A 19,745-nucleotide genomic window follows, 5' to 3' on the forward strand; every position below is an offset into this window, starting at 1 on the left:
CTAGTGCGCCTTCGGCCCGAAGCCGAGGCGTGCAAGCACGGGCCAGGCGATTGCGCCGACGACGATCGCGGCGACCCCGACCCAGGTCACGATGTTCTGGTCGAACCAGATGCCGAGCGTGCCGACGGTGAAGCCGACGAGCATGATGAGGACTCCGGTCCAGGCGGCGACCGAGTGCCCGTGGCTCTCGTGCGGCTCCTGCAGCGGGGCTTCCTGAATCTCCTCGGCTTCGGCGATGCTCGTGGGTTCGTGGGACGTCTTCGCGGCCAGTTCAGTCATGAGGGTGCTCCTTGTCACGTGCGCTGGGGTAAGTCTAGCTGGATGCTCGCGGGACACCGGCGTCTGTCGGGTCGTCGCCGTGGCTCAGCGCATCCCACTGCTCGACGCGCCGATCGCTGTCCGGCCTGGTGCCGGCGGGCGGTGCATCCGCCTCGTCGCCCGGCTCGGACTCGACGTCCACGGGCTCGAGGGAGATCGTCTTGAAGCGACGCCCGCCGGTTGGCCACCGGCGCGCCGTGACGATCGCGAGGACACCCGCAACGGCGAGGACAACACCGGCGAGCACCGCGAGCCACGGCCAGAAGGTCACCGAGACCGTGCCGGCGGCGACCGCATCAGCGATCGTCTGCTCGCCAGCGAGACCGGATGCGGCTGTCACCTCGGGTGCGATGGCCGGGACAGGATTGGCGACCGCGACGTAGGACTGCAGCACGAGGACAGCCCCGACGAGCGCCAGGAGCGCGCCGAGGATGGAGCGGAAGACGACGCCGGCCAGAGCCAGCGCGGCGAGAACGGCCAGTGCAGCAAGCGCGAGGGCCATGACCGCAGGAGCAGCGACGTCGCCGCGCACCTCGCCGCTGTACGCCTGCGCCCCCAGGGTGAGCTCGAACGAGAACCACACCTGCGACCAGGCGAGCATGGCCAACCCTGCGCCGACGACGATCGTCAGCAGCGCACCGCGTTTGCCACGCTTGCCCACTGAGTCAGGCGTTGTCATGGGCCTGGAAGTCGAGCGCGTGCTGGTCGCCGTCGAAACACGTGCGAGTTCCCGTGTGGCACGCGGGGCCCTGCTGGTCGACGCGGATGAGGATCGTGTCGGCGTCGCAGTCGAGCGCGAAACTCACGAGTCGCTGCGTGTTGCCAGACGTGTCGCCCTTGCGCCACAGCGCGGAGCGCGAGCGCGACCAGTAGACGACCCGCCCATCGGTGAGGGTCATGCGGAGCGACTCCGCGTTCATGTAGGCGAGCATGAGGACTTCGCGCGTGTCGTACTGGGTGGCGATGACGGGCACCAGACCGCGGTCGTCGAATGAAGTCCGGGCGATCACCCCATCGATCTCGGCGGCAGGTACTGGGAAGCTTGCAGCATTCATCTGACGGTCCTCCTCACGGTGACGCCGGCCTCGGCGAGAGAGTCCTTGACCTCGCCGATCGTGAACTGCCTGTGGTGGAAGACACTCGCTGCGAGCACTGCGTCCGCGCCAGCTTCGACGGCGGGCGCGAAGTGCTCGAGCGCGCCTGCACCGCCAGAGGCGATGACGGGAACCGAGGCGAGTTCGCGCACGAGGCGCGTCAGCTCCAGGTCGAATCCAGCTTTTGTCCCGTCGGCGTCCATCGAGTTGACGAGGAGCTCCCCCGCGCCACGCTCGATGGCCTCGCGCGCCCAGGCCAGGGCGTCGATGCCCGTGTCCGTGCGGCCCCCGTGGGACGTGACGACGAAGCCGGACTCCGTCGCGCCTGAACGCTTGACGTCAAGCGACAGCACGAGCACCTGGTTACCGAAGGTCGATGAGATCTCGTCGAGGAGCGCTGGGCGCGCGATCGCCGCCGAGTTCACGCCGACCTTGTCGGCACCGCACGCGAGCAGAACGCGCACGTCCTCGACACTCCGCACACCGCCGCCGACCGTCAGCGGGATGAAGACCTGCTCTGCGGTCCGCGTCACGAGGTCATAGGTGGTTCCGCGTCCCTCCGTCGACGCGGTGACGTCGAGGAACGTCAGCTCGTCCGCGCCCTGGGCCGCGTAGAGCGCCGCCAGCTCGACCGGGTCTCCAGCGTCCTGCAGGTCGAGGAAGTTGACCCCCTTGACGACGCGCCCCGCGGCGACGTCGAGGCACGGGATAACGCGTGTTGCAAGCCCGGTCCCGTGCGTGGACGGCGGGATGCTCACCGACATCACATCCGGACGGCTTGCAGAGCCGTCACGATGATGGCCTTGGCCCCCGCGTCCTGCAGGCGGTCCATGACCTGGTTGAGCTCGTTCTGCGGCACCATGGAGCGCACGGCGACCCACTGCGAGTCCCGCAGGGGCGAGATCGTGGGTGACTGGAAGCCCGGCGTGATCGCGAGGGCGGCATCGAGCTTCGAGGACTCGATGTCGTAGTCCATGATCGCGTAGCGGCGGGCCACCAGGACGCCGTCGAGGCGGCCGAGGAGGCGCCTCGCTGCGTGCTCCTTCTCTGGCGTGGAGATGAGCACGGCGGTCGACTCGAGGATCACTGGCCCGAAGACTTCGAGCCCAGCCTTGCGCAGCGTGCCGCCCGTCGAGACCACGTCGGCGACTGCGTCCGCGACGCCGAGGCGGATCGCCGACTCGACGGCACCCTCGAGGGGCACGAGCTCGGCTTCAATGCCGTGACGGGCGAACCAGGACCCGAGCAGCCCTGTGTAGCTCGTCGCGACACGCCTGCCCTGGAGCTGGCTCACATCAGTGAACTCACCAGCGGGGCCCGCGAAGCGGAACGTGGAGTCGCCGAAGTCCAGCGCGCGGACCTCCTTGGCGGCTGACTCGGTGTTCAAGAGGAAGTCGCGACCGGTGATTCCGGCGTCGAGCACGCCGGAGCCGACGTACGTGGCGATGTCGCGAGGGCGCAAGTAGAAGAACTCGACGTCGTTGATGGGGTCAATGGCAACGAGCTCTCGGCTGTCGCCGCGGCCGCGGTATCCGGCCTCCTGCAGCATTTCGTTTGCCGTCTCGGCGAGCATGCCCTTGTTTGGCACGGCGATGCGAAGCATGGTGGGAACGTCCTTGGTTCTGGGAATTGCGAATCGGGGGTGGATGCGCGGGCCTGGTGGATGCACAGGCGCTACCGCGCGGGCTGCTCAGCGGCCGTGTGATAGCTCGCGGGCTAGGTGACCCTGCGAGCTGCGGGCCTTGCTGGCTAGAGCTTGCTGTAGACGTCGTCGAGGGTGAGGCCCTTGGCGAGCATGAGGACCTGCAGGTGGTAGAGCAGCTGCGAGATCTCCTCGGCCGTCTCCTCGTCGCTCTCGTACTCGGCGGCCATCCAGACCTCCGCGGCTTCCTCGACGATCTTCTTCCCGATCGTATGAACGCCGGCGTCGAACTCTCGGACCGTCCCGGAACCCTCTGGGCGGGAGCTGATTTTCTCGGAGAGTTCTGCGAACAGCGTGTCGAAGGATTTCACAGCCACAGCGTAGTCGCTTGGCGCCTAGTGCGCGTGCGGGGCGGCCTCTGCGGCTGCCCGCAGCGCCGCGATCTGCTCCCCCGGGTCGCCCCGGAACACCGCGGAACCGGCAACAAACGTGTCGGCTCCATTCGAGGCGGCGAGCTCGATCGTGTCGAGCGAGATCCCGCCATCGACCTGCAGCCAGGTCTCGAGACCGTGAGAGCGACGGAGCGCGTCCGCCCTCGCGAGCTTCGGCATCATGTCAGCCATGAACGACTGCCCACCGAAGCCGGGCTCGACGGTCATGATGAGCAGCTGGTCGAAGTGCGGCAGGATCTCCTCGACGGCGCTGAGCGGTGTCGAGGGGTTGATCGCTATCCCGGCCCGAGCGCCCCGTTCCCTGAGCTTCTTCGCGAGTGTGACGGGACTCGTCGCCGCCTCGGCGTGGAAGGTGACCGAGAAGACGCCCATCTCGGCGAACTCGGGGGCCCAACGGTCGGGGTCCTTGATCATGAGGTGCAGGTCGAGCGGAACCGGGCTGATCTCCTGGAGCCGCTCCACCATGGGCTGCCCGAACGTGAGGTTCGGGACGAAATGGTTGTCCATGACGTCAACGTGCGCCGCGTCGGCCGACGAGATGCGACCGAGGTCCCTCTCGAAGTTGGCGAAGTCTGCGGCCAGGATGCTGGGATTGATGCGCGCGTTCACGGAGCGATCCTACGGGGTCTGATCCTTCGCTACGCCGAGTCTCCGGTCGTAGGGCGGCGGAGCAGAGCAAGGAACATCGCGTCGGTTCCGTGACGCTGCGGCCAGAGCTGGACGAGTGATCCATCGCCGAGCGGACGGCTGCCGAGGTCGAGGTCAGTCGTGCTCGACGCGCGGGTCACGATCGCGGCCGCATCCAGCACTTCGGCCCCGGAGAGCCGAACAGCTCGGCGGACCACGGCTGTCGTCTCGGCCTGGTGCGGCGAACACGTGACGTAGGCCACTATGCCGCCGGGCTTCACGGTCGCGAGCGCCGCCTCGAGGAGCTCCTCCTGCAGCTTGACGAGCTCACCGACGTCGCTGCTCTGCTTGCGCCAGCGAGCTTCCGGCCTGCGACGCAGTGCGCCGAGTCCCGTGCAGGGTGCGTCGAGCAGGACCCGGTCGAACTCGCCGGGATGGGTCTCGGCAAACGCGCGGCCGTCCTCGTTGGTGATGGTGACCGGAGCGGCGAGGGGCGCAAGGGCCGTTCGGACGAGACCGGCGCGCGCCGGGACCAGCTCGTTGGCGGTCAGCCTGGCGTGGAGCTCCGTGGCGCTTGCGGCGAGCAGCGCTGCTTTTCCGCCGGGGCCGGCGCACATGTCGAGCCAGCGCTCGCCCTGGCGCACGGGCTCGGCCTCGAGCAGCGCGAGCGTGACGAGCTGCGAACCTTCGTCCTGCACGCGGGCGCGGCCAGCCTTCACTTGAGGAACCCACGACGGGTCGCCAGAGGCGAGCTTCAGGCCACGCGGGGAGACACGACCAGGACCGAGGAGCTCCCGGTTGCTCTCGATCAGCTCTGCGGGAGTGTCGAAGCCCGGCAGCGACACGACGCTGACGGCGGGCGACTCGTTGTTTGCGGTGAGCGTGGCCTCGAGCTCGCCGGTTCTGTCTTCTGCGGCAAGCGCGTCGCGGAGCGCGCGCACGATCCAGTCCGGGTGCGAGTGGCGCACGGCGAGTGCTCGCTCCTCACTCAGCCCCTCGGTGACGTCGTCGAGCCAGTCGTCGAGCTCGGTGCGCGAGATCTTGCGAAGGATCGCATTCACGAACCCGGACGCGCCGCGTGACGCGATGCGTGCCGCCTGCTCGACGGACTCGTTCACCGCGGCGTGGCTCGGGGTGCGCATGCTCAGCAGCTGGTGCGCGCCGAGGCGCAGCACGTCGAGGATCGGCGGGTCGATGTCGCGGACGTCGCGACCGGACGCGGCCGCGATGATGGCGTCGTACGTGCCGCGACGGCGGAGCGTTCCGTAGGTGAGCTCGGTCGCGAGTCCGGCGTCGGAGGGTGAGAGCCGTGCCGCCGAGATGCGATGTGGCAGCAGCAGGTTGGCGTACGCGTCGTCATCGTCGACGGCCCTGAGCACCTCGAAGGCGACTTGGCGAGAGCGAGTCACGGAACGGCCGGCGGCCGGCTGGTCGGGGCGGCGCTTGCCCTCGAACGGGCGGTTGCCGCGGCGCGGCCCTGCGCCTGCGGGGCTCACGCGAGCACCAGCGTCTCTGCGTCGCGGCGGCCCCGGAGCCAGTCGCCCGCTGGCATGGGCTTCTTGCCCGCCGGCTGCACGGTGATGAGCTGGAGGGGGCTGGTGCCTGTGCCGATGAAGACGTCACGGCCCGCCGTGGCGAGCTGCCCCGGCGTGAGTTCTGGCGTTGAGCTGAGATCGGTCGGCCGAGCGATGCGCAGGATGCGCAGCGGCTGTCCATCCACTTGGGCGACTGCGCCGGGCTCCGGCGTGACGCCACGGATGTGCGCGGCGACGACGTCGGAAGGCGCCGACCAGTCGATCGCCGAGTCGCGCTTGCCGAGCTTCGGGGCGAACGTCGGAGCGCCCGTTTGGGCCGCTGCGGTCAGTTCGCCAGCGCCGAGGGCGCGCACCGTCTCGCTCAGGAACTCCGCCCCTTCGATGGCGAGCCGCGCGAGGAGGTCTCCCGACGTCTCGTCGTCGCCGATCGGCGAAGTGCGTGTGGCGAAGATGGGGCCCTCGTCCAGCCCGGCCGTGAGCTGGAAGATCGTCATGCCGGTCTTCTTGTCGCCGCGCATGACCGCGCGCTGCGCTGGCGCCGCGCCGCGGAGGTCAGGGAGGAGCGAGAAGTGCAGGTTCACCCATCCGCGCGACGGCGCTTCGAGTGTCGCCTCATCCACGAGCGCGCCGTAGGCCACGATCACACCGAGCTCTGCGTCGAGGTTCGAGATCTCGTTCGTCACCTCGGTCGACATGCGGTTGCTCTTGATCACTCGGAGACCGAGTTCGTCTGCGCGGGCCGCGACGGGTGACGGAGTGAGGACCCGAGAGCGCCCCACCTTCGCATCATCGCGGGTCAGCACCGCTGCGATCTCGTGGCCGGCATCAACCAGCGCCTCGAGGCTGGGAACGGCGGTGGTTGGAGTGCCGGCGAAGACGAGCCGCATAGCTGGTGCCTCTCGGGGTTGGTGCGAATGTGGAGCTGGCGCGGGAGTCAGAAGATGCCCGGCGGGTCAAATCGTACGCGCAGGGTCGAGGCGTGCCCGCCGCCGCGGCCCGCGACGCGCGGCCGCCTGCTGGTCGCGGCGCGCACGAGTTCGCTCTTGAGCGCCTTGGCAAGCGGCGAGCCGAGGGCGTAACCGAACTTGAGCACGACTCTGCTGCCGACCTCTTGAGGAGTCGGTCCGAGGACCTGCAGTGCCGATGGCTGCTGTAGCTCCGGCGTGGCCTCGACGGTCGCGAGGGCGTGCCGGACCTCCTCGTCCGTGCCGGTGATCGCTGCCACACGCACGGCGGGCGGGAAATGCAGTTGCCGTCGCTCCGAGAGCTCGCGGGTCGCGTACTCCGGCTGCTGCCAGGTTCGCAGGGCGCGAGATGCCGGGGTCTCTCCCCCGACGATGACGACCTTCGCCCCTTGTCCGGCCAGGGCGGCTGCGTTGGACCATCCGCGCAGGGCGTCGACGCCCGCGTCGAGTCGCTCCTGAGCAAGTGAGCGCTCGGTGTCGAGGAGCACGACGCCGGCGTAGCCGGAGGCGGGGACAGGCTCGGCGCCTCGTGTGGCGACAACAAGGCATGGGCGGTCGTCGATCGACACGGTCTCGGAGGCACCGTCCGCAACCACGACGCGAGTACCGGGGAACGCCCTGCCAAGCTCTTCTGCCGTGCGCTCGGCCCCGAGCGAAGTGTTCCGGAGACGCTTGTCACCGCACTCCGGGCACTGCCACTCGGGGTGCAGCGCATCGCAGACGCGGCACGAGGGTGGCGCGGACGGGCGCGCGAACTCGAGTGCCCCGCCGCAGACGGTGCAGCGGGCGGGTGTCCTGCACTTGGCGCAGCTCAGACTCGGGATGTACCCGGCCCGGATGACTTGGAGCAGGACGGGCCCGTGCTCGAGCGCACGTCTGGCTTCCTGCCAGGCGAGGGCGGGGATGCGCGCCTGGGCCGACGGGGTCTCCTCGGCGAGCGACTGGCTACCTGCGATGATCTTGGGGGCCTCTGGGCGCGCGAGTGGCACGGGGGTGAGCCAGCGCATTCCGACGAGGCGCGCGACCTCGAGGCTCGGTGTGTGCGCCGCGAAGATCAGGGACACCGACTCGCGCTCCGCGCGCAGCAGCGCGACGTCGCGTGTGCTCGCGTAGGGGGCGAGCTGCTCGGTGAAGCTCTCGTCGCCGTCGTCCCACACGAGCACCGCGCCGAGGTTCGATGCTGGGGCGTAGATAACACTCCTCGTACCGACGACGACCCCGGGCGTCTCGTCGAGACAAGCGAGGAACGCCGAGTAGCGTTCGGCAGGCTTGGCCCGCGTGTCGAGGCGTCTGATGCGTGCTGGTTCGAGGAAGCGCCCCAGCCCGCGAAGCGCGAGCTCGACGTCTCGGTAGTCGGGAACGGCGAGGATGACCGACTGCCCCGCCTGAACCCGCGCCGCCGCCGCGGCCGCGAGGGCGAGCAGCGAGCGTGGGACACCAGCGTCGACGCCGACGGGAGCGTCGACGGCGAGCCTGACAGCAGCGCCACGAGCGAGGAGCACTGCCGACTCCTCGCCGTACATCGGAATAAGCGTGGCGTCCGGCGTGGCGAGCTCCGGGGTGCCCGCTCGCCCCGGCAGGCTCGTCGGCTCCGAGCTGGCCGCAGCTTCTGCGGCGCCTGCCGGTTTTCCCGCGTCTTCGGAGTCAGCCGCCTCTGCGGCGTCGGGCGAACCGTCGTCGCCTTCAGCAGCTGAAGCCGCCTGCGCTTCGAGCCATCGCTGCTCGACCCTTACAGACCTGGCGGGGATCGCGAGGCGGAGGACGTCGGCCGCGCAGCCAGCCTGCCGGTCGGCGACGGCTCGAGCGAGTCCGGCGATCTCGGGCGTGAGCACCCTCGCGGTCGACACGAGCTCGGAGATAAAGGCGAGCTTGCCCCCGTACTCGGCGGTGCGCTCCACGGCGACGACAAAGCCCTGGAGCTGCCGGTTCGAGGTGCGCAGCGGCACCGTCACCCGCATCCCGACGCCGATGCGCTCGCGCAACTCGACGGGAATCTCGTACTCGAGTTCCCGGTCGAGCTGCGGGAGCGGCGACGCGACGACAACGCGGGCGACCCGCGGCAGGGTGTCGTCCATGGTGGCTCCGGTGATCAGAGGCCCGCTGCGCGGCGGAGCTCCTCGGCGCGGTCGGTGCGCTCCCAGGTGAAGTCAGGCAGCTCGCGCCCGAAGTGTCCGTACGTCGATGTCTGGGCGTAGATCGGGCGACGGAGGTCGAGGTCTTCCACGAGCGCTCCGGGGCGGAGATCGAAGGTCGAGCGGATCGCAGCGCTGATCTTGTCGTCCTCGACGTGTCCCGTTCCGAACGTCTCGACGTAGAGGCCTACCGGTTCGGCTTTTCCGATGGCGTAGGCGATCTGGACTTCCAGGCGGTCGGCGAGCCCGGCCGCTACAGCGTTCTTCGCAACCCACCGCATGGCGTACGCGGCGGAGCGGTCGACCTTCGACGGGTCCTTGCCGCTGAACGCGCCGCCACCGTGCCTCGCCATACCTCCGTAGGTGTCGACGATGATCTTGCGCCCGGTCAGGCCGGCATCCGCCCGTGGGCCTCCGTCGATGAAGCTGCCGGAGGGGTTGACGAGGAACGTCGGCTCGGCGCCGGCGAAGCCGTTGCGCTCGAGGACCGGGCGGACGACGTGCGCGATGACGTCGTTGCGGATCTGCTCCTGCGTGAGGCCGGGGTCGTGCTGGGTCGAGATCACGACGGTCTCGATGGACGTGGGAACGCTCCCCTCGTAGCCGACGGTGACCTGGGTCTTGCCGTCTGGGCGAAGGTAATCGACCTCGCCAGACTTGCGGACGGCCGCGAGCTGCTGGGCGAGCTGGTGCGCCAGGTGGATCGGCAGCGGCATGAGCGCTGCCGTCTCGCGTGTCGCATAGCCGAACATGATGCCCTGGTCGCCAGCGCCTTGCTTCGCGATCGCATCTTCCGAGCTCTCGGAGCGGTGCTCGAGCGACGTCGTGACGCCATCGCCGATCTCGGGCGACTGCTCGCCGACGGAGATCGATACGCCGCAGGAAGAGCCGTCGAAGCCGACGTCGCTCGACGTGTAGCCGATCTCACTGATCGTGCGCCGGACGATTCCGGCGATATCGGAGTAGGCGTTGGTCGTGACCTCGCCGGCGACGTGCACCTGGCCGGTCGTCACGAGGGTCTCGACGGCGACACGCGCCGCCGGGTCCTGCGTGAGCAGGTCATCCAGGATGCGGTCGGAGATCTGGTCGCAGATCTTGTCGGGGTGACCCTCGGTGACCGACTCAGAGGTGAACAGGCGAAGAGAAGACAAGCGGAACCCCTTGCGATGAAGTGATGGCTGGCCAGTTGGCGTGGCCGGTACGGCTAGACGATTGCGAGCAGATCCAGGATGACATCGGCCACCGACATCTTGTCGCCAGTGTGACGCGAGACAACGTCTCCGGACGCTGCGAGGACGAAGATCGAGTTCTCGTCCGATTGGAAGCCGAGGTTCCAGCCGACCCGGTTCACGACGAGGTAGTCGCACCCCTTGCGCGCGATCTTCGCGCGGCCCAGCTCGAGCAGCTTGGCGTCATCTGGCTCGGTCTCGGCGGCGAAGCCAATGATGACCTGGTCGCTCCCCCTGGAAGCGGAGAGATCCTGCAGGATGTCTGGGTTGCGCGTGAAGGTGAGGGTCAGCTCCTCGCCGGCCTGCTCCTTCTTGATCTTGCCCTCGGCGACTGTCACGGGACGGTAGTCGGCGACGGCGGCGGCCATGATGACGACGTCGTGGCGCGGGGCGATCTCGGCGCAGGCCTGAGCCAGCTGCTGCGCACTCGAGACGGTGACGAGCTTGACGCCCTCCGGCGGGCGGACCTCGGCGTTGGCCGCGACGAGGGTGACCTCCGCGCCGCGAGCAACGGCACGTTCTGCGAGTGCGAAGCCCTGTCGGCCGCTCGAGCGGTTGCCGATGAAACGCACCGGATCGAGAGGCTCGCGCGTGCCTCCCGCGGTGATCAGCACGCGCCTGCCCCGGAGATCGCTTGCGAGTTCGGCGTCCCTGCGTCGCCGTCGCTCGCCGCGTCCAGCGCTCAGGATCGTCGCGACGATCTCGGCGGGGTCGGCGAGCCGGCCGGGGCCGGAGTCGTTGCCCGTCAGCTGTCCTTCTGCCGGGCCAACCAGGACGACACCACGTGCATCCAATCGGGCCGCGTTGGCCTGCGTCGCCTGGTTGAGCCACATCTCGGTGTGCATTGCAGGCGCGAGAATGAGCGGGGCCGTCGAGGCGAGGATGGTCGTGCCCAGCAGGTCGTCGGAGAGTCCGGCCGCGATCTTCGCCATGGAGTTGGCGGTCGCCGGGACGACCGCGATGACGTCGGCCTGCTGGCCGAGCGCAACGTGCCGCACCTCAGCGACGTCGTCGAAGACGTCGGTGCGGACGGGGTTGCGGGAGATTGCCTCGAACGTCGGCCGCCCCACGAAGCGCAGTGCGGATTCGGTGGGGACGACGTCGACGTGGTGGCCGAGGAGGACAAGATCGCGGATCACTTGGACGGCCTTGTAAGCGGCGATCCCGCCGGTGACGCCAACGACGACGCGCATCGGCTGACCATCAGACGCGTCGGTCTCGTGGTCAGTCTGATGCGCGTCGGCGATCTCGCTCACGGTCGTGTTAGGCCTGAGGGGCGTCGTCTTCGAAGTTGATCTCGTCGTCAAAGACGATGACGTCGTCAGGAGTCTCGAGCGGGCGTGCCTCGACCATGACGATCTTCTGCTCGTTGATCTCGTGCAGCGCGATCGAGAGGGGCTTGTCGTCGATCGACGAGTCGATCAGTGGCCCGACGTTCTGGTAGATCGCTCCGTCGTGCAGGTCGGAGTAGTAGTCGTTGATCTGGCGGGCGCGACGCGATGCGAAGATGACCAGCTGGTACTTGTTGTCGACTCGCTGCAGCAGCTCGTCCATGGGCGGGTCGATGATGCCCTTTGGCTTCTCAATCATGCGTGCTCCTTGTTCAGTCCCAGATGTTCGACTACGCGTGCCGCAGCCTCAGGCACGGAGTCGTTGACGACCAGTGCATCGAATTCGTCCTGGGCGGCGAGTTCGACCTTCGCGGTTTCGAGGCGCCGAGCTTGTTCTTCGGCCGATTCCGTACCGCGCCCGACGAGGCGCCGCACGAGCTCGTCCCAGCTCGGAGGCAACAAAAATACCAGTCTAGCCTCTGGCATGCGCGATCGGACCTGTCGCGCGCCCTGAATGTCGATTTCGAGCAGGACCGACCGCCCAGACGCAATGGCATCGTCGATGGGTGCCCGCGGGGTCCCGTACCGATACGCATTGTGTACCGTCGCGAACTCGAGGAGCTGCTCTTCATCGACGAGGCGGTCGAAGCCGTCGTCGTCGGTGAAGTGGTAGTTGATGCCGTCGACCTCGCCGGGGCGTGGGGCTCGGGTCGTCGCCGACACCGAGAGCTCGACCTCCGGGTAGTGCTCCCTGATGTAGTTCGCCACGGTGCCTTTGCCGACGGCCGTCGGGCCGGCCAGCACGACGAGACGGTTCTCCCCCGTCTGCGCGCCGAGCCGCTCCTCGAGGAACGCGCGCAGGCGGATGCGCTGATTGCGTCCGAGGCCGCCGAGGCGCTTGGACGGCGAGATGGCAAGGTCCTCGAGGATGCGGGCCTGCTTGGTCGCGCCGATGTGCGGAATGCTGAGCAGGAACTGCGTCACTCGGAGCGAGTGCTCAGCTGCATGCTCCGTGTCTGAGCTCGCGTCGAGCACCGAGAGCGGCGAGCGGGCACCGCTCGCGAGGGCTCGCTTGACCTCTGCGCGAGCCTGGCGGGCGAGTACGGCCGCTCGGGACGCGGCGACGCGGTCGACTGGGGGTGGTACCTGAGTCATGAGAGGGTGTTCTCCAGCTCCGCGGTGTGCTGGTCGATGGCCGCGGCGATGCCGTCTGGCCCGGCCGCGAGGACGCTCCGCGAGACGTTCACGATGACCGACTCCGAGGCCCCACCGAACGTCTCCCTGATGCGCGCGAACTCCGCGCCCTGGTGGCCGAAACCTGGGGCGAGCACCGGGGTCTTCGGGGTCTGGCCGAGCGACGGAAGGTCGACACCGAGGAGGTCGAAGTCCACCGTGCCGCCGAGGACGACCCCAACGGAGCCGAACTCGCCGCGCGCGTGGTCGGCGTTCCAGGCCACGGCCCGATTCGCGATGCCACCAGCGACGGTCTCGCCGAGCTGGGAGCCCTGCGCACGACGCGCCGTCTGGATCGAGGTCGACTCAGGGTTCGACGTCGCAGCGAGCACGAACAGGCCTTTGCCGAGACGCTCGGCGAGGTCGAGCGCTGCCGCCAGTGAGTCGAAGCCCTGGTACGGGTTGACCGTCATCGCATCGGCCTCCAGCGGTGAGCCTTCGTCGAGCCAGGCCTTCGCGTACGCCTCGAGGGTCGTGCCGACGTCGCCACGCTTGACGTCCGCGATCACGAGAAGGCCAGCATCCCGAGCGGCGCCGAGCACCGACTCGAGCGCCGTGAACCCTGCAGCTCCGAAACGCTCGAAGAACGCGATCTGCGGCTTGACGACGCCGACGCGGCCGGCCGCCGCCTCGACGACCCGCAGCCCGAACTCGCCGGCGCCTGCAGCCGTGTTCGGCAATCCCCAGGATCCGAGCAGGAACTCATGCGGGTCGATGCCGACGCACAGTCGCCCCCGCTCCTCCACCGCGTGCTGGAGTCGGGTTCCGAACCCGCCCCCTCCAGCACGCGCCGCGAACGCTTCAGTCAACTAGCTATCCCCCCTCTGGGTGTTGTACTCCTGCAGGCTCGTGACCGTAAATCCACTGCGAAGCGCGGAGAGCGAGCCGACCGCCGCGGAGAGCTCGGAGATCGTCGTGAAGATCGGCAGGTCGGCGGAGACCGCCGCAGTGCGAATCTCGTAGCCGTCCGCGCGCGAGGCGCGCCCGGATGGCGTGTTGATGACCATGTCGACCTCTCCCCCGTGAATCATGTCTACGATATTGCGGTCCTGCCCTGGGCTGGTGCCGTCAGGCGAATCTGGGGTGAACTTTCCGACGACCTTGGCCGAGATGCCGTGACGCGCCAGGACGGCTGCTGTGCCCTCGGTGGCCGCGATCGAGAACCCGAGCTCGACGAACTTCGCAACTGGAAGGACGATGGCGCGCTTGTCACGGTCGGAGACCGAGACGAACACCGTGCCCGACTTCGGAAGGCCGCCGTAGGCCGCCAGCTGGCTCTTCGCGAACGCGGTCGGGAAGTCTGTGTCGATTCCCATGACCTCGCCCGTCGAGCGCATCTCCGGGGAGAGCAGCGAGTCGACGATGCGGCCGTCCTTGGTCCTGAAGCGCTTGAAGGGAAGCACGGCTTCCTTCACGGCGACAGGGCTCGAGGCTGGCTGGTGGGTGCCGTCCTGCTCGCGGAGGAGGCCCTCGGCTTTGAGCTCAGCGATGGAGACGCCGGTCATGACGCGAGCAGCCGCCTTCGCGAGCTGGGTGCCGAGAGCCTTGGAGACGAACGGCACGGTGCGGGATGCGCGCGGGTTGGCCTCGAGCACGTACAGCTTCCCGCCTGAGAGCGCGAACTGCACGTTGAGCAGGCCGCGGACGCCGACACCTTCTGCGATGGCGAGGGTCGCGTCACGCACGTTGTCGAGGACTGCGCTGGAGAGCGTCACGGGCGGGAGCGTGCAGGCCGAGTCGCCGGAGTGGATGCCGGCTTCCTCGATGTGCTCCATGATTCCGCCGATGTACAGCTCTTCACCATCGAACAGGGCGTCGACGTCGATCTCGGTGGCCTCATCGAGGAAGCGGTCGACGAGCAGCGGGTGAGCCGGTCCGACGATTGCCTGGCCTTCGATGCGGGAGAAGTAGTCGTGCATCTGCTCGGAGTCGTAGACGATCTCCATGCCGCGTCCGCCGAGCACGAAGCTCGGGCGGACGAGCACCGGGTAGCCGATGCCAACGGCGACGTCGAGCGCGCCCTCGAGGTCGGTCGCGGTGCCGTTCTCCGGGGAGATCAGGCCGGCGCGGTCGAGGACTCCGGAGAACAGGCCGCGCTCCTCAGCGAGGTCGATCGCTGCTGGGCTCGTGCCGAGGATCGGGACGCCGGCAGCCTCGAGGCCCTTCGCGAGCCCGAGGGCAGTCTGGCCGCCGAGCTGGACGACGACGCCGAGCAGCTCGCCGTCGCCACGTTCGACCTCGACGATCTCGAGGACGTCCTCGAGGGTGAGCGGCTCGAAATAGAGCCGGTCGCTCGTGTCGTAGTCCGTCGAGACGGTCTCCGGGTTGCAGTTGATCATGATGGTCTCGAAGCCGGCGTCCGAGAGTGCAAACGAGGCATGCACACACGAGTAGTCGAACTCGATGCCCTGGCCGATGCGGTTCGGGCCCGAGCCGAGGATGATGACCTTGCGGCGATCGCTCGGGGTCACCTCCGACTCCTGGTCGTAGCTCGAGTAGTGGTACGGCGTAAAGGCGGGGAACTCGCCAGCGCACGTGTCCACGGTCTTGAAGACGGGACGAACTCCGAAGTTGTGACGGATCGCGCGAACCTCGTCCTCGCTGCGACCGCGCAGCTCGGCGATCTGCGCGTCGGAGAAGCCGTGGCGCTTCGCGTGGCGAAGCAGTCGGGCGTCGACGACGTCTGCGGAGCTGATCTGACCGGCGACCTCGTTGATGAGCACGATCTGGTCGATGAACCAGGGGTCGATCGCGGTCGACTCGAAGACCTGCTCGGGCGTCGCACCCTTCCAGAGCGCGCGTTGGACGTTCACGATGCGACCGTCGGTCGGCACCTTGATCGTCTCGAGGAGCTCCTCGACGGAGATCTCGTCGGAGACCCAGGTGAATGACGAGCCTCGCTTCTCCAGCGAGCGCAGGGCCTTCTGCAGCGCGGTCGAGAAGTTGCGGCCGATGGCCATGGCCTCGCCGACCGACTTCATGGTCGTCGTGAGGGTCGTGTCCGCTGCGGGGAACTTCTCGAAGTTGAAGCGCGGCACCTTGACCACGACGTAGTCGAGGGTCGGCTCGAAGCTGGCGGGCGTCACCTTCGTGATGTCGTTCGGGATCTCGTCGAGGCGGTAGCCGATCGCGAGCTTCGCGGCGATCTTCGCGATCGGGAAGCCCGTGGCCTTCGACGCGAGCGCCGAAGAACGCGAGACGCGCGGGTTCATCTCGATGACGATGATGCGACCGTTCGACGGGTCGATCGCGAACTGGATGTTGCATCCGCCCGTGTCGACGCCGACGAGGCGGATGATCGCGATGCCGATGTCGCGAAGACGCTGGTACTCGCGGTCGGTGAGCGTGAGCGCTGGCGCGACCGTGATGGAGTCACCGGTGTGGACGCCGACGGGGTCGACGTTCTCGATCGAGCAGACGACGACCGTGTTGTCGGCAGTGTCGCGCATGAGCTCGAGCTCGTACTCCTTCCAGCCGAGGATGGACTCCTCGAGGAGCACCTCGCCGGTCGGGCTCGACTGCACGCCGTCGGCGACGAAGCGGATGAGGTCTTCTTCGTTGTACGCGAAGCCCGAGCCGAGGCCGCCCATCGTGAAGGAGGGGCGCACGACAAGCGGGTAGCCGAGGTCCTCGGCGAAGCCGATGGCCTGCTCGACGCTTGTCGCGATGTGCGAGCGCGCAACCTCGGCGCCCGCCTCGATGACGAGGTCCTTGAAGATCTGGCGGTCCTCACCGCGGCGGATCGCATCCACCTTGGCGCCGATGAGCTCGACGCCGTGGCGCTCGAGGATGCCCTGTTCGTGCAGCGCGATGGCGGCGTTGAGCGCCGTCTGGCCACCGAGCGTGGGGAGGATCGCGTCTGGGCGCTCCTTGATGATGATCGACTCGATGATGTCCGGCGTGATCGGCTCGACGTAGGTCGCGTCGGCGAAGTCCGGGTCGGTCATGATCGTCGCGGGGTTCGAGTTCACGAGGATGACGCGGACGCCCTCTTCGCGGAGCACGCGGCAGGCCTGCGTACCGGAGTAGTCGAACTCGGCCGCCTGGCCGATGACGATTGGGCCCGAGCCGATGACGAGGACGCTCGAGATGTCTGTGCGCTTTGGCATGCTTACGCGTTCTCCTGGCCGTTGGTGTGGGTGGATGGGGAGGCGAGGTGCGCGAGCACCATCTCCCTGAACTGGTCGAAGAGCGGGGCCGAGTCGTGGGGGCCGGCCGCCGCCTCTGGGTGGAACTGCACGCTGAACGCCGGGATGTCGAGGCAGCGGAGGCCCTCGACAACCTGGTCGTTGAGCCCGATGTGGCTCACCTGCGCGCGGCCGAAGCCGGCGGGCGTCTCGACGGGGCCGTCGAGCGGAGCCTGGACCGCGAAGCCGTGGTTCTGGGCCGTGATCTCGATGCGCCCCGAGAAGGTGTCGACAACCGGCTGGTTGATGCCGCGGTGTCCGAATGGGAGCTTGTAGGTGTCGAAGCCGAGGGCGCGGCCGAGGAGCTGGTTGCCGAAGCAGATGCCGAAGAACGGCGTCCCATCTCGAAGGACGTTTCGGAGCAGTTCAACGTGGGCGTCGCTCGAGGCAGGGTCTCCCGGTCCGTTCGAGTAGAAGACCGCCGTGGGAGCGAGCTCGCGCAGTTGCTCGATGGTCGTGGTGTGCGGGAGCACGTGCACGTCGAAGCCGCGCTCGGCGAGCGCCTTGATCGTGGCCGTCTTGATGCCGAGGTCAATGATCGCGACGGAGCCGAGGCGCTCAGCGGCCGTCGAAGGGTGGACGACGGCCTCTGGCGTGGAGACGAGGTCGCTCAGGTTGCGGCCGGCCATGCTCGGCTGGGAGAGGACCTTCTCGAGGAGGTCCGCGTCCGAGATGGAGGCGGCCTCGCCGGAGAAGATTCCGCCCCGCATCGAGCCTTCGCTGCGGATGCGGCGGGTGAGCGCGCGAGTGTCGACTCCGGAGATGCCGACGATGCTGGTGGACGTCAGCGCGTTCTCGAGCGTGTCCTCGGCGCGCCAGTTGGAGACGACACGGGAGGGGTCGCGCACGACGTAGCCGTCGACCCAGATCTGCCGCGACTCCATGTCTTCCTCGTTCACACCGGTGTTGCCGATGTGTGGTGCCGTCTGGACGACGATCTGGCCTGCGTAGCTCGGGTCAGTCAGGGTCTCTTGGTAGCCGGTCATTCCGGTGGAGAAGACGACCTCGCCGAGCGTCTCGCCGACGGCGCCGTACGCGTCGCCCTCGTATCGTGTCCCGTCCTCCAGGACGAGCACGGCGGGAATTGGTGGCGTCATGAGGACTCCTCGGTCGTGGGGGCTGGTGTGAGCTGCAGCGAGCGCAGCGCGGTCTTGAGCTGTTCGCGCGCGGTGGCGTCGACAACTCTGAGGGAGGTTTCGACGCTGACGCGATCGCTCGCGGCTTCGTCGGCTGGCAGGAGCCAGCGGATGATCGTCAGCCCGCCGTTCTCGACCACACGGTCGATCGTGACGGTGCCGTCGATGGTTGCTTCGATGTCCTCGGTCGGGATGAAGAAGGCGCGCTCGCCTGCGATCTGGACGATCGGCCCCTCTCGGAGCACCGTGACCTCGGCTCGGCCTCTGAACCCGAGCGGCGGCACGACGATGCGGTCAAGCGCGTCGCCGGTGCGGCTCGTGGACACGTAGTGCACGTCGCCCCACTGGCCGATCGGCTGCGACGTCGACTGCGGTGCCTCGAGGGGGCTCGAGAGGCCGGCCTGGGCGCGGGTCCGACGTCGCCAGCCGAGCCACATGAGCGCAACGATGACGAGGAACGCGACGATCGTGAGGGCGGCGGGGAATACGCGGTCGTCCATCAAGCGACGTCCTTCTCGCGTGCCCGAGCGGCTGCGGCCGCGCCCTCGGCTGAGAGCAGCGCACCGTCGTCGAGCGTGCGTGTTCCCCGGTAGACGGTGTGCACGACTCGGCCGGGCAGCGACATGCCGAGGAACGGGGAATTGATGCTCTTGCCGCCGAGTGCGTCCGTCGTGAAGTCGGCAGTTGGCGCGGGGTCGTAGAACACGAGGTTCGCCAGCTCGCCTGCGGCCACTGGGCGGCCGGAGACCGGGTCGCCGCCGATGCGCGCGGGGGTCTCCGACATGATGCGTGCGACGTCGGCCCAAGAGAGGGCGCCGGTGTCGACCATGGTGTGCTGCACGACGCGCAGGGCGGACTCGAGTCCGACCATCCCCATCGCGGCCTGGTCCCACTCGGTCTCCTTGGCGTCCACGGGGTGCGGAGCGTGGTCCGTTGCGACGATGTCGATCGTGCCGTCGGCGAGTGCTTCTCGGACCGCGAGCACGTCGTCCTGCGTCCGCAGCGGCGGGTTGACCTTGAACCTCGCGTCGTAGCCGCGCACAAGCTCCTCGGTGAGGAGGAGGTGGTGTGGCGTGACCTCCGCGGTCACGTCGATGCCGCGGGACTTCGCCCAGCGGACGACGTCGACGCCCTCCCGTGTCGACACGTGGCACACGTGAAGCCGGGAGGAGACGTGATCTGCAAGCAGCGCGTCCCTCGCGATGATGGAGGACTCGGCGACAGCGGGCCACCCGCCGAGGCCGAGTTCGGCGGAGAGCGCCCCCTCGTTCATCTGCGCGCCCACGGTGAGGCGCGGGTCCTGCGCGTGCTGGGCGACGACTCCCCCGAAGGCCTTCACGTACTCGAGGGCGCGACGCATGATGAGCGGGTCGAACACGCACTTGCCGTCATCCGAGAAGACGCGCACCTCCGCGTTGGACTGCGCCATGGCACCGATCTCGGAGAGCCGCTCGCCCTCGAGGCCCACGGTCACGGCGCCGATAGGCCGGACGTCTGCGTAGCCAGCGGCGCGGCCGAGGGCAGCAACTGCCTCGACGACTCCGGCCGTGTCCTGGACCGGGGACGTGTTCGCCATGGCGAAGACCGTCGTGTAGCCGCCGAAGGCCGCTGCGCGCGTTCCGGTCAGCACTGTTTCGCTTGACTCGAAGCCAGGCTCGCGCAGGTGGGTGTGCAGGTCGACGAGGCCCGGCAGCAGCACAAGGCCCTCGACATCGATCGCGCTCTCCACACCGTCGAGCGAGAGGCTCCCGGCCGGAGCGACCTCATCGATCGAGGTTCCAGTGACGAGCACGTCTACAGGGTCGATGCCGAGCAACTTGGCGCCTCGGTACAGCGTGGTCATGGTGCCTTTCTCGTTTCCTTG

19 protein-coding genes are annotated in these 19,745 nt (G+C 68.4%); all 19 read right to left on the reverse strand.

The features are described from left to right. The 19 genes from FHX72_RS03250 to FHX72_RS03340 all read right to left on the reverse strand — a co-directional run bounded on the left by FHX72_RS03250 (nucleotide 1) and on the right by FHX72_RS03340 (nucleotide 19,724). Nucleotides 1-279 carry an HGxxPAAW family protein gene (locus FHX72_RS03250; RefSeq protein WP_221186700.1) on the reverse strand — a complete coding sequence of 93 codons (279 nt, stop codon included), beginning with the start codon at nucleotides 277-279 and terminating at the stop codon, nucleotides 1-3. A gap of 34 nt (nucleotides 280-313) precedes the next feature. After that, nucleotides 314-997: a Trp biosynthesis-associated membrane protein gene (locus FHX72_RS03255; RefSeq protein WP_183622977.1), complete on the reverse strand. Its 684-nt coding sequence runs from the start codon at nucleotides 995-997 to the stop codon at nucleotides 314-316. Then, the gene (gene hisI / locus FHX72_RS03260; RefSeq protein ID WP_183622979.1) at nucleotides 984-1,373 is read right to left on the reverse strand and encodes a phosphoribosyl-AMP cyclohydrolase; all 390 of its coding nucleotides are present in this window, start codon (nucleotides 1,371-1,373) and stop codon (nucleotides 984-986) included. Before hisI ends, FHX72_RS03255 begins: the two co-directional genes overlap by 14 nt. Further along, nucleotides 1,370-2,170 (reverse strand): imidazole glycerol phosphate synthase subunit HisF, encoded by an 801-nt coding sequence (gene hisF / locus FHX72_RS03265; RefSeq protein ID WP_338110037.1) that lies wholly within the window; start codon nucleotides 2,168-2,170, stop codon nucleotides 1,370-1,372. The genes hisI and hisF overlap by 4 nt, the downstream gene beginning before the upstream one ends. A gap of 5 nt (nucleotides 2,171-2,175) precedes the next feature. Further along, the gene (gene hisG / locus FHX72_RS03270) at nucleotides 2,176-3,015 is read right to left on the reverse strand and encodes an ATP phosphoribosyltransferase (protein ID WP_183622983.1); all 840 of its coding nucleotides are present in this window, start codon (nucleotides 3,013-3,015) and stop codon (nucleotides 2,176-2,178) included. A 146-nt stretch (nucleotides 3,016-3,161) separates the two neighbouring features. Continuing rightward, nucleotides 3,162-3,425 carry a phosphoribosyl-ATP diphosphatase gene (locus tag FHX72_RS03275; RefSeq protein WP_068484501.1) on the reverse strand — a complete coding sequence of 88 codons (264 nt, stop codon included), beginning with the start codon at nucleotides 3,423-3,425 and terminating at the stop codon, nucleotides 3,162-3,164. 24 nt (nucleotides 3,426-3,449) lie between these two features. Next, nucleotides 3,450-4,115 carry a ribulose-phosphate 3-epimerase gene (rpe, locus tag FHX72_RS03280; RefSeq protein ID WP_068492743.1) on the reverse strand — a complete coding sequence of 222 codons (666 nt, stop codon included), beginning with the start codon at nucleotides 4,113-4,115 and terminating at the stop codon, nucleotides 3,450-3,452. A gap of 29 nt (nucleotides 4,116-4,144) precedes the next feature. Beyond that, complete coding sequence (locus FHX72_RS03285) at nucleotides 4,145-5,629, reverse strand: transcription antitermination factor NusB (RefSeq protein WP_183622985.1); 1,485 nt, start codon at nucleotides 5,627-5,629, stop codon at nucleotides 4,145-4,147. Then, nucleotides 5,626-6,555: a methionyl-tRNA formyltransferase gene (gene fmt, locus FHX72_RS03290; protein WP_183622986.1), complete on the reverse strand. Its 930-nt coding sequence runs from the start codon at nucleotides 6,553-6,555 to the stop codon at nucleotides 5,626-5,628. Before fmt ends, FHX72_RS03285 begins: the two co-directional genes overlap by 4 nt. Nucleotides 6,556-6,602: 47 nt before the next feature. Next, on the reverse strand, nucleotides 6,603-8,708 hold the full coding sequence (locus tag FHX72_RS03295; protein WP_183622988.1) for a primosomal protein N' family DNA-binding protein: 2,106 nt from the start codon (nucleotides 8,706-8,708) through the stop codon (nucleotides 6,603-6,605). 14 nt (nucleotides 8,709-8,722) lie between these two features. Then, nucleotides 8,723-9,916 (reverse strand): methionine adenosyltransferase, encoded by a 1,194-nt coding sequence (gene metK / locus FHX72_RS03300; RefSeq protein ID WP_068484451.1) that lies wholly within the window; start codon nucleotides 9,914-9,916, stop codon nucleotides 8,723-8,725. Nucleotides 9,917-9,969: 53 nt separating this feature from the next. Then, nucleotides 9,970-11,187, reverse strand: a complete 1,218-nt coding sequence (gene coaBC / locus FHX72_RS03305) for a bifunctional phosphopantothenoylcysteine decarboxylase/phosphopantothenate--cysteine ligase CoaBC (RefSeq protein WP_068484498.1) — start codon at nucleotides 11,185-11,187, stop codon at nucleotides 9,970-9,972. A gap of 70 nt (nucleotides 11,188-11,257) precedes the next feature. Beyond that, entirely contained in the window at nucleotides 11,258-11,584 is a 327-nt protein-coding gene (gene rpoZ / locus FHX72_RS03310; RefSeq protein WP_068484449.1) for a DNA-directed RNA polymerase subunit omega, read from the reverse strand. Beyond that, nucleotides 11,581-12,480 (reverse strand): guanylate kinase, encoded by a 900-nt coding sequence (gmk, locus tag FHX72_RS03315; protein ID WP_068484447.1) that lies wholly within the window; start codon nucleotides 12,478-12,480, stop codon nucleotides 11,581-11,583. Before gmk ends, rpoZ begins: the two co-directional genes overlap by 4 nt. Then, entirely contained in the window at nucleotides 12,477-13,367 is an 891-nt protein-coding gene (gene pyrF / locus FHX72_RS03320; RefSeq protein ID WP_183622990.1) for an orotidine-5'-phosphate decarboxylase, read from the reverse strand. The genes gmk and pyrF overlap by 4 nt, the downstream gene beginning before the upstream one ends. Beyond that, complete coding sequence (gene carB / locus FHX72_RS03325; RefSeq protein ID WP_183622992.1) at nucleotides 13,368-16,667, reverse strand: carbamoyl-phosphate synthase large subunit; 3,300 nt, start codon at nucleotides 16,665-16,667, stop codon at nucleotides 13,368-13,370. A gap of 2 nt (nucleotides 16,668-16,669) precedes the next feature. Beyond that, nucleotides 16,670-17,842 (reverse strand): glutamine-hydrolyzing carbamoyl-phosphate synthase small subunit, encoded by a 1,173-nt coding sequence (carA, locus tag FHX72_RS03330; protein WP_183622994.1) that lies wholly within the window; start codon nucleotides 17,840-17,842, stop codon nucleotides 16,670-16,672. Beyond that, nucleotides 17,839-18,381: a PH-like domain-containing protein gene (locus FHX72_RS03335; protein ID WP_068484440.1), complete on the reverse strand. Its 543-nt coding sequence runs from the start codon at nucleotides 18,379-18,381 to the stop codon at nucleotides 17,839-17,841. The genes carA and FHX72_RS03335 overlap by 4 nt, the downstream gene beginning before the upstream one ends. Further along, nucleotides 18,381-19,724 (reverse strand): dihydroorotase, encoded by a 1,344-nt coding sequence (locus tag FHX72_RS03340; RefSeq protein WP_068484494.1) that lies wholly within the window; start codon nucleotides 19,722-19,724, stop codon nucleotides 18,381-18,383. Before FHX72_RS03340 ends, FHX72_RS03335 begins: the two co-directional genes overlap by 1 nt. Nucleotides 19,725-19,745 lie beyond the last annotated feature (21 nt).

Source organism: Pseudoclavibacter helvolus, assembly GCF_014191305.1.
GTDB classification, from domain to species: domain Bacteria; phylum Actinomycetota; class Actinomycetes; order Actinomycetales; family Microbacteriaceae; genus Pseudoclavibacter; species Pseudoclavibacter helvolus.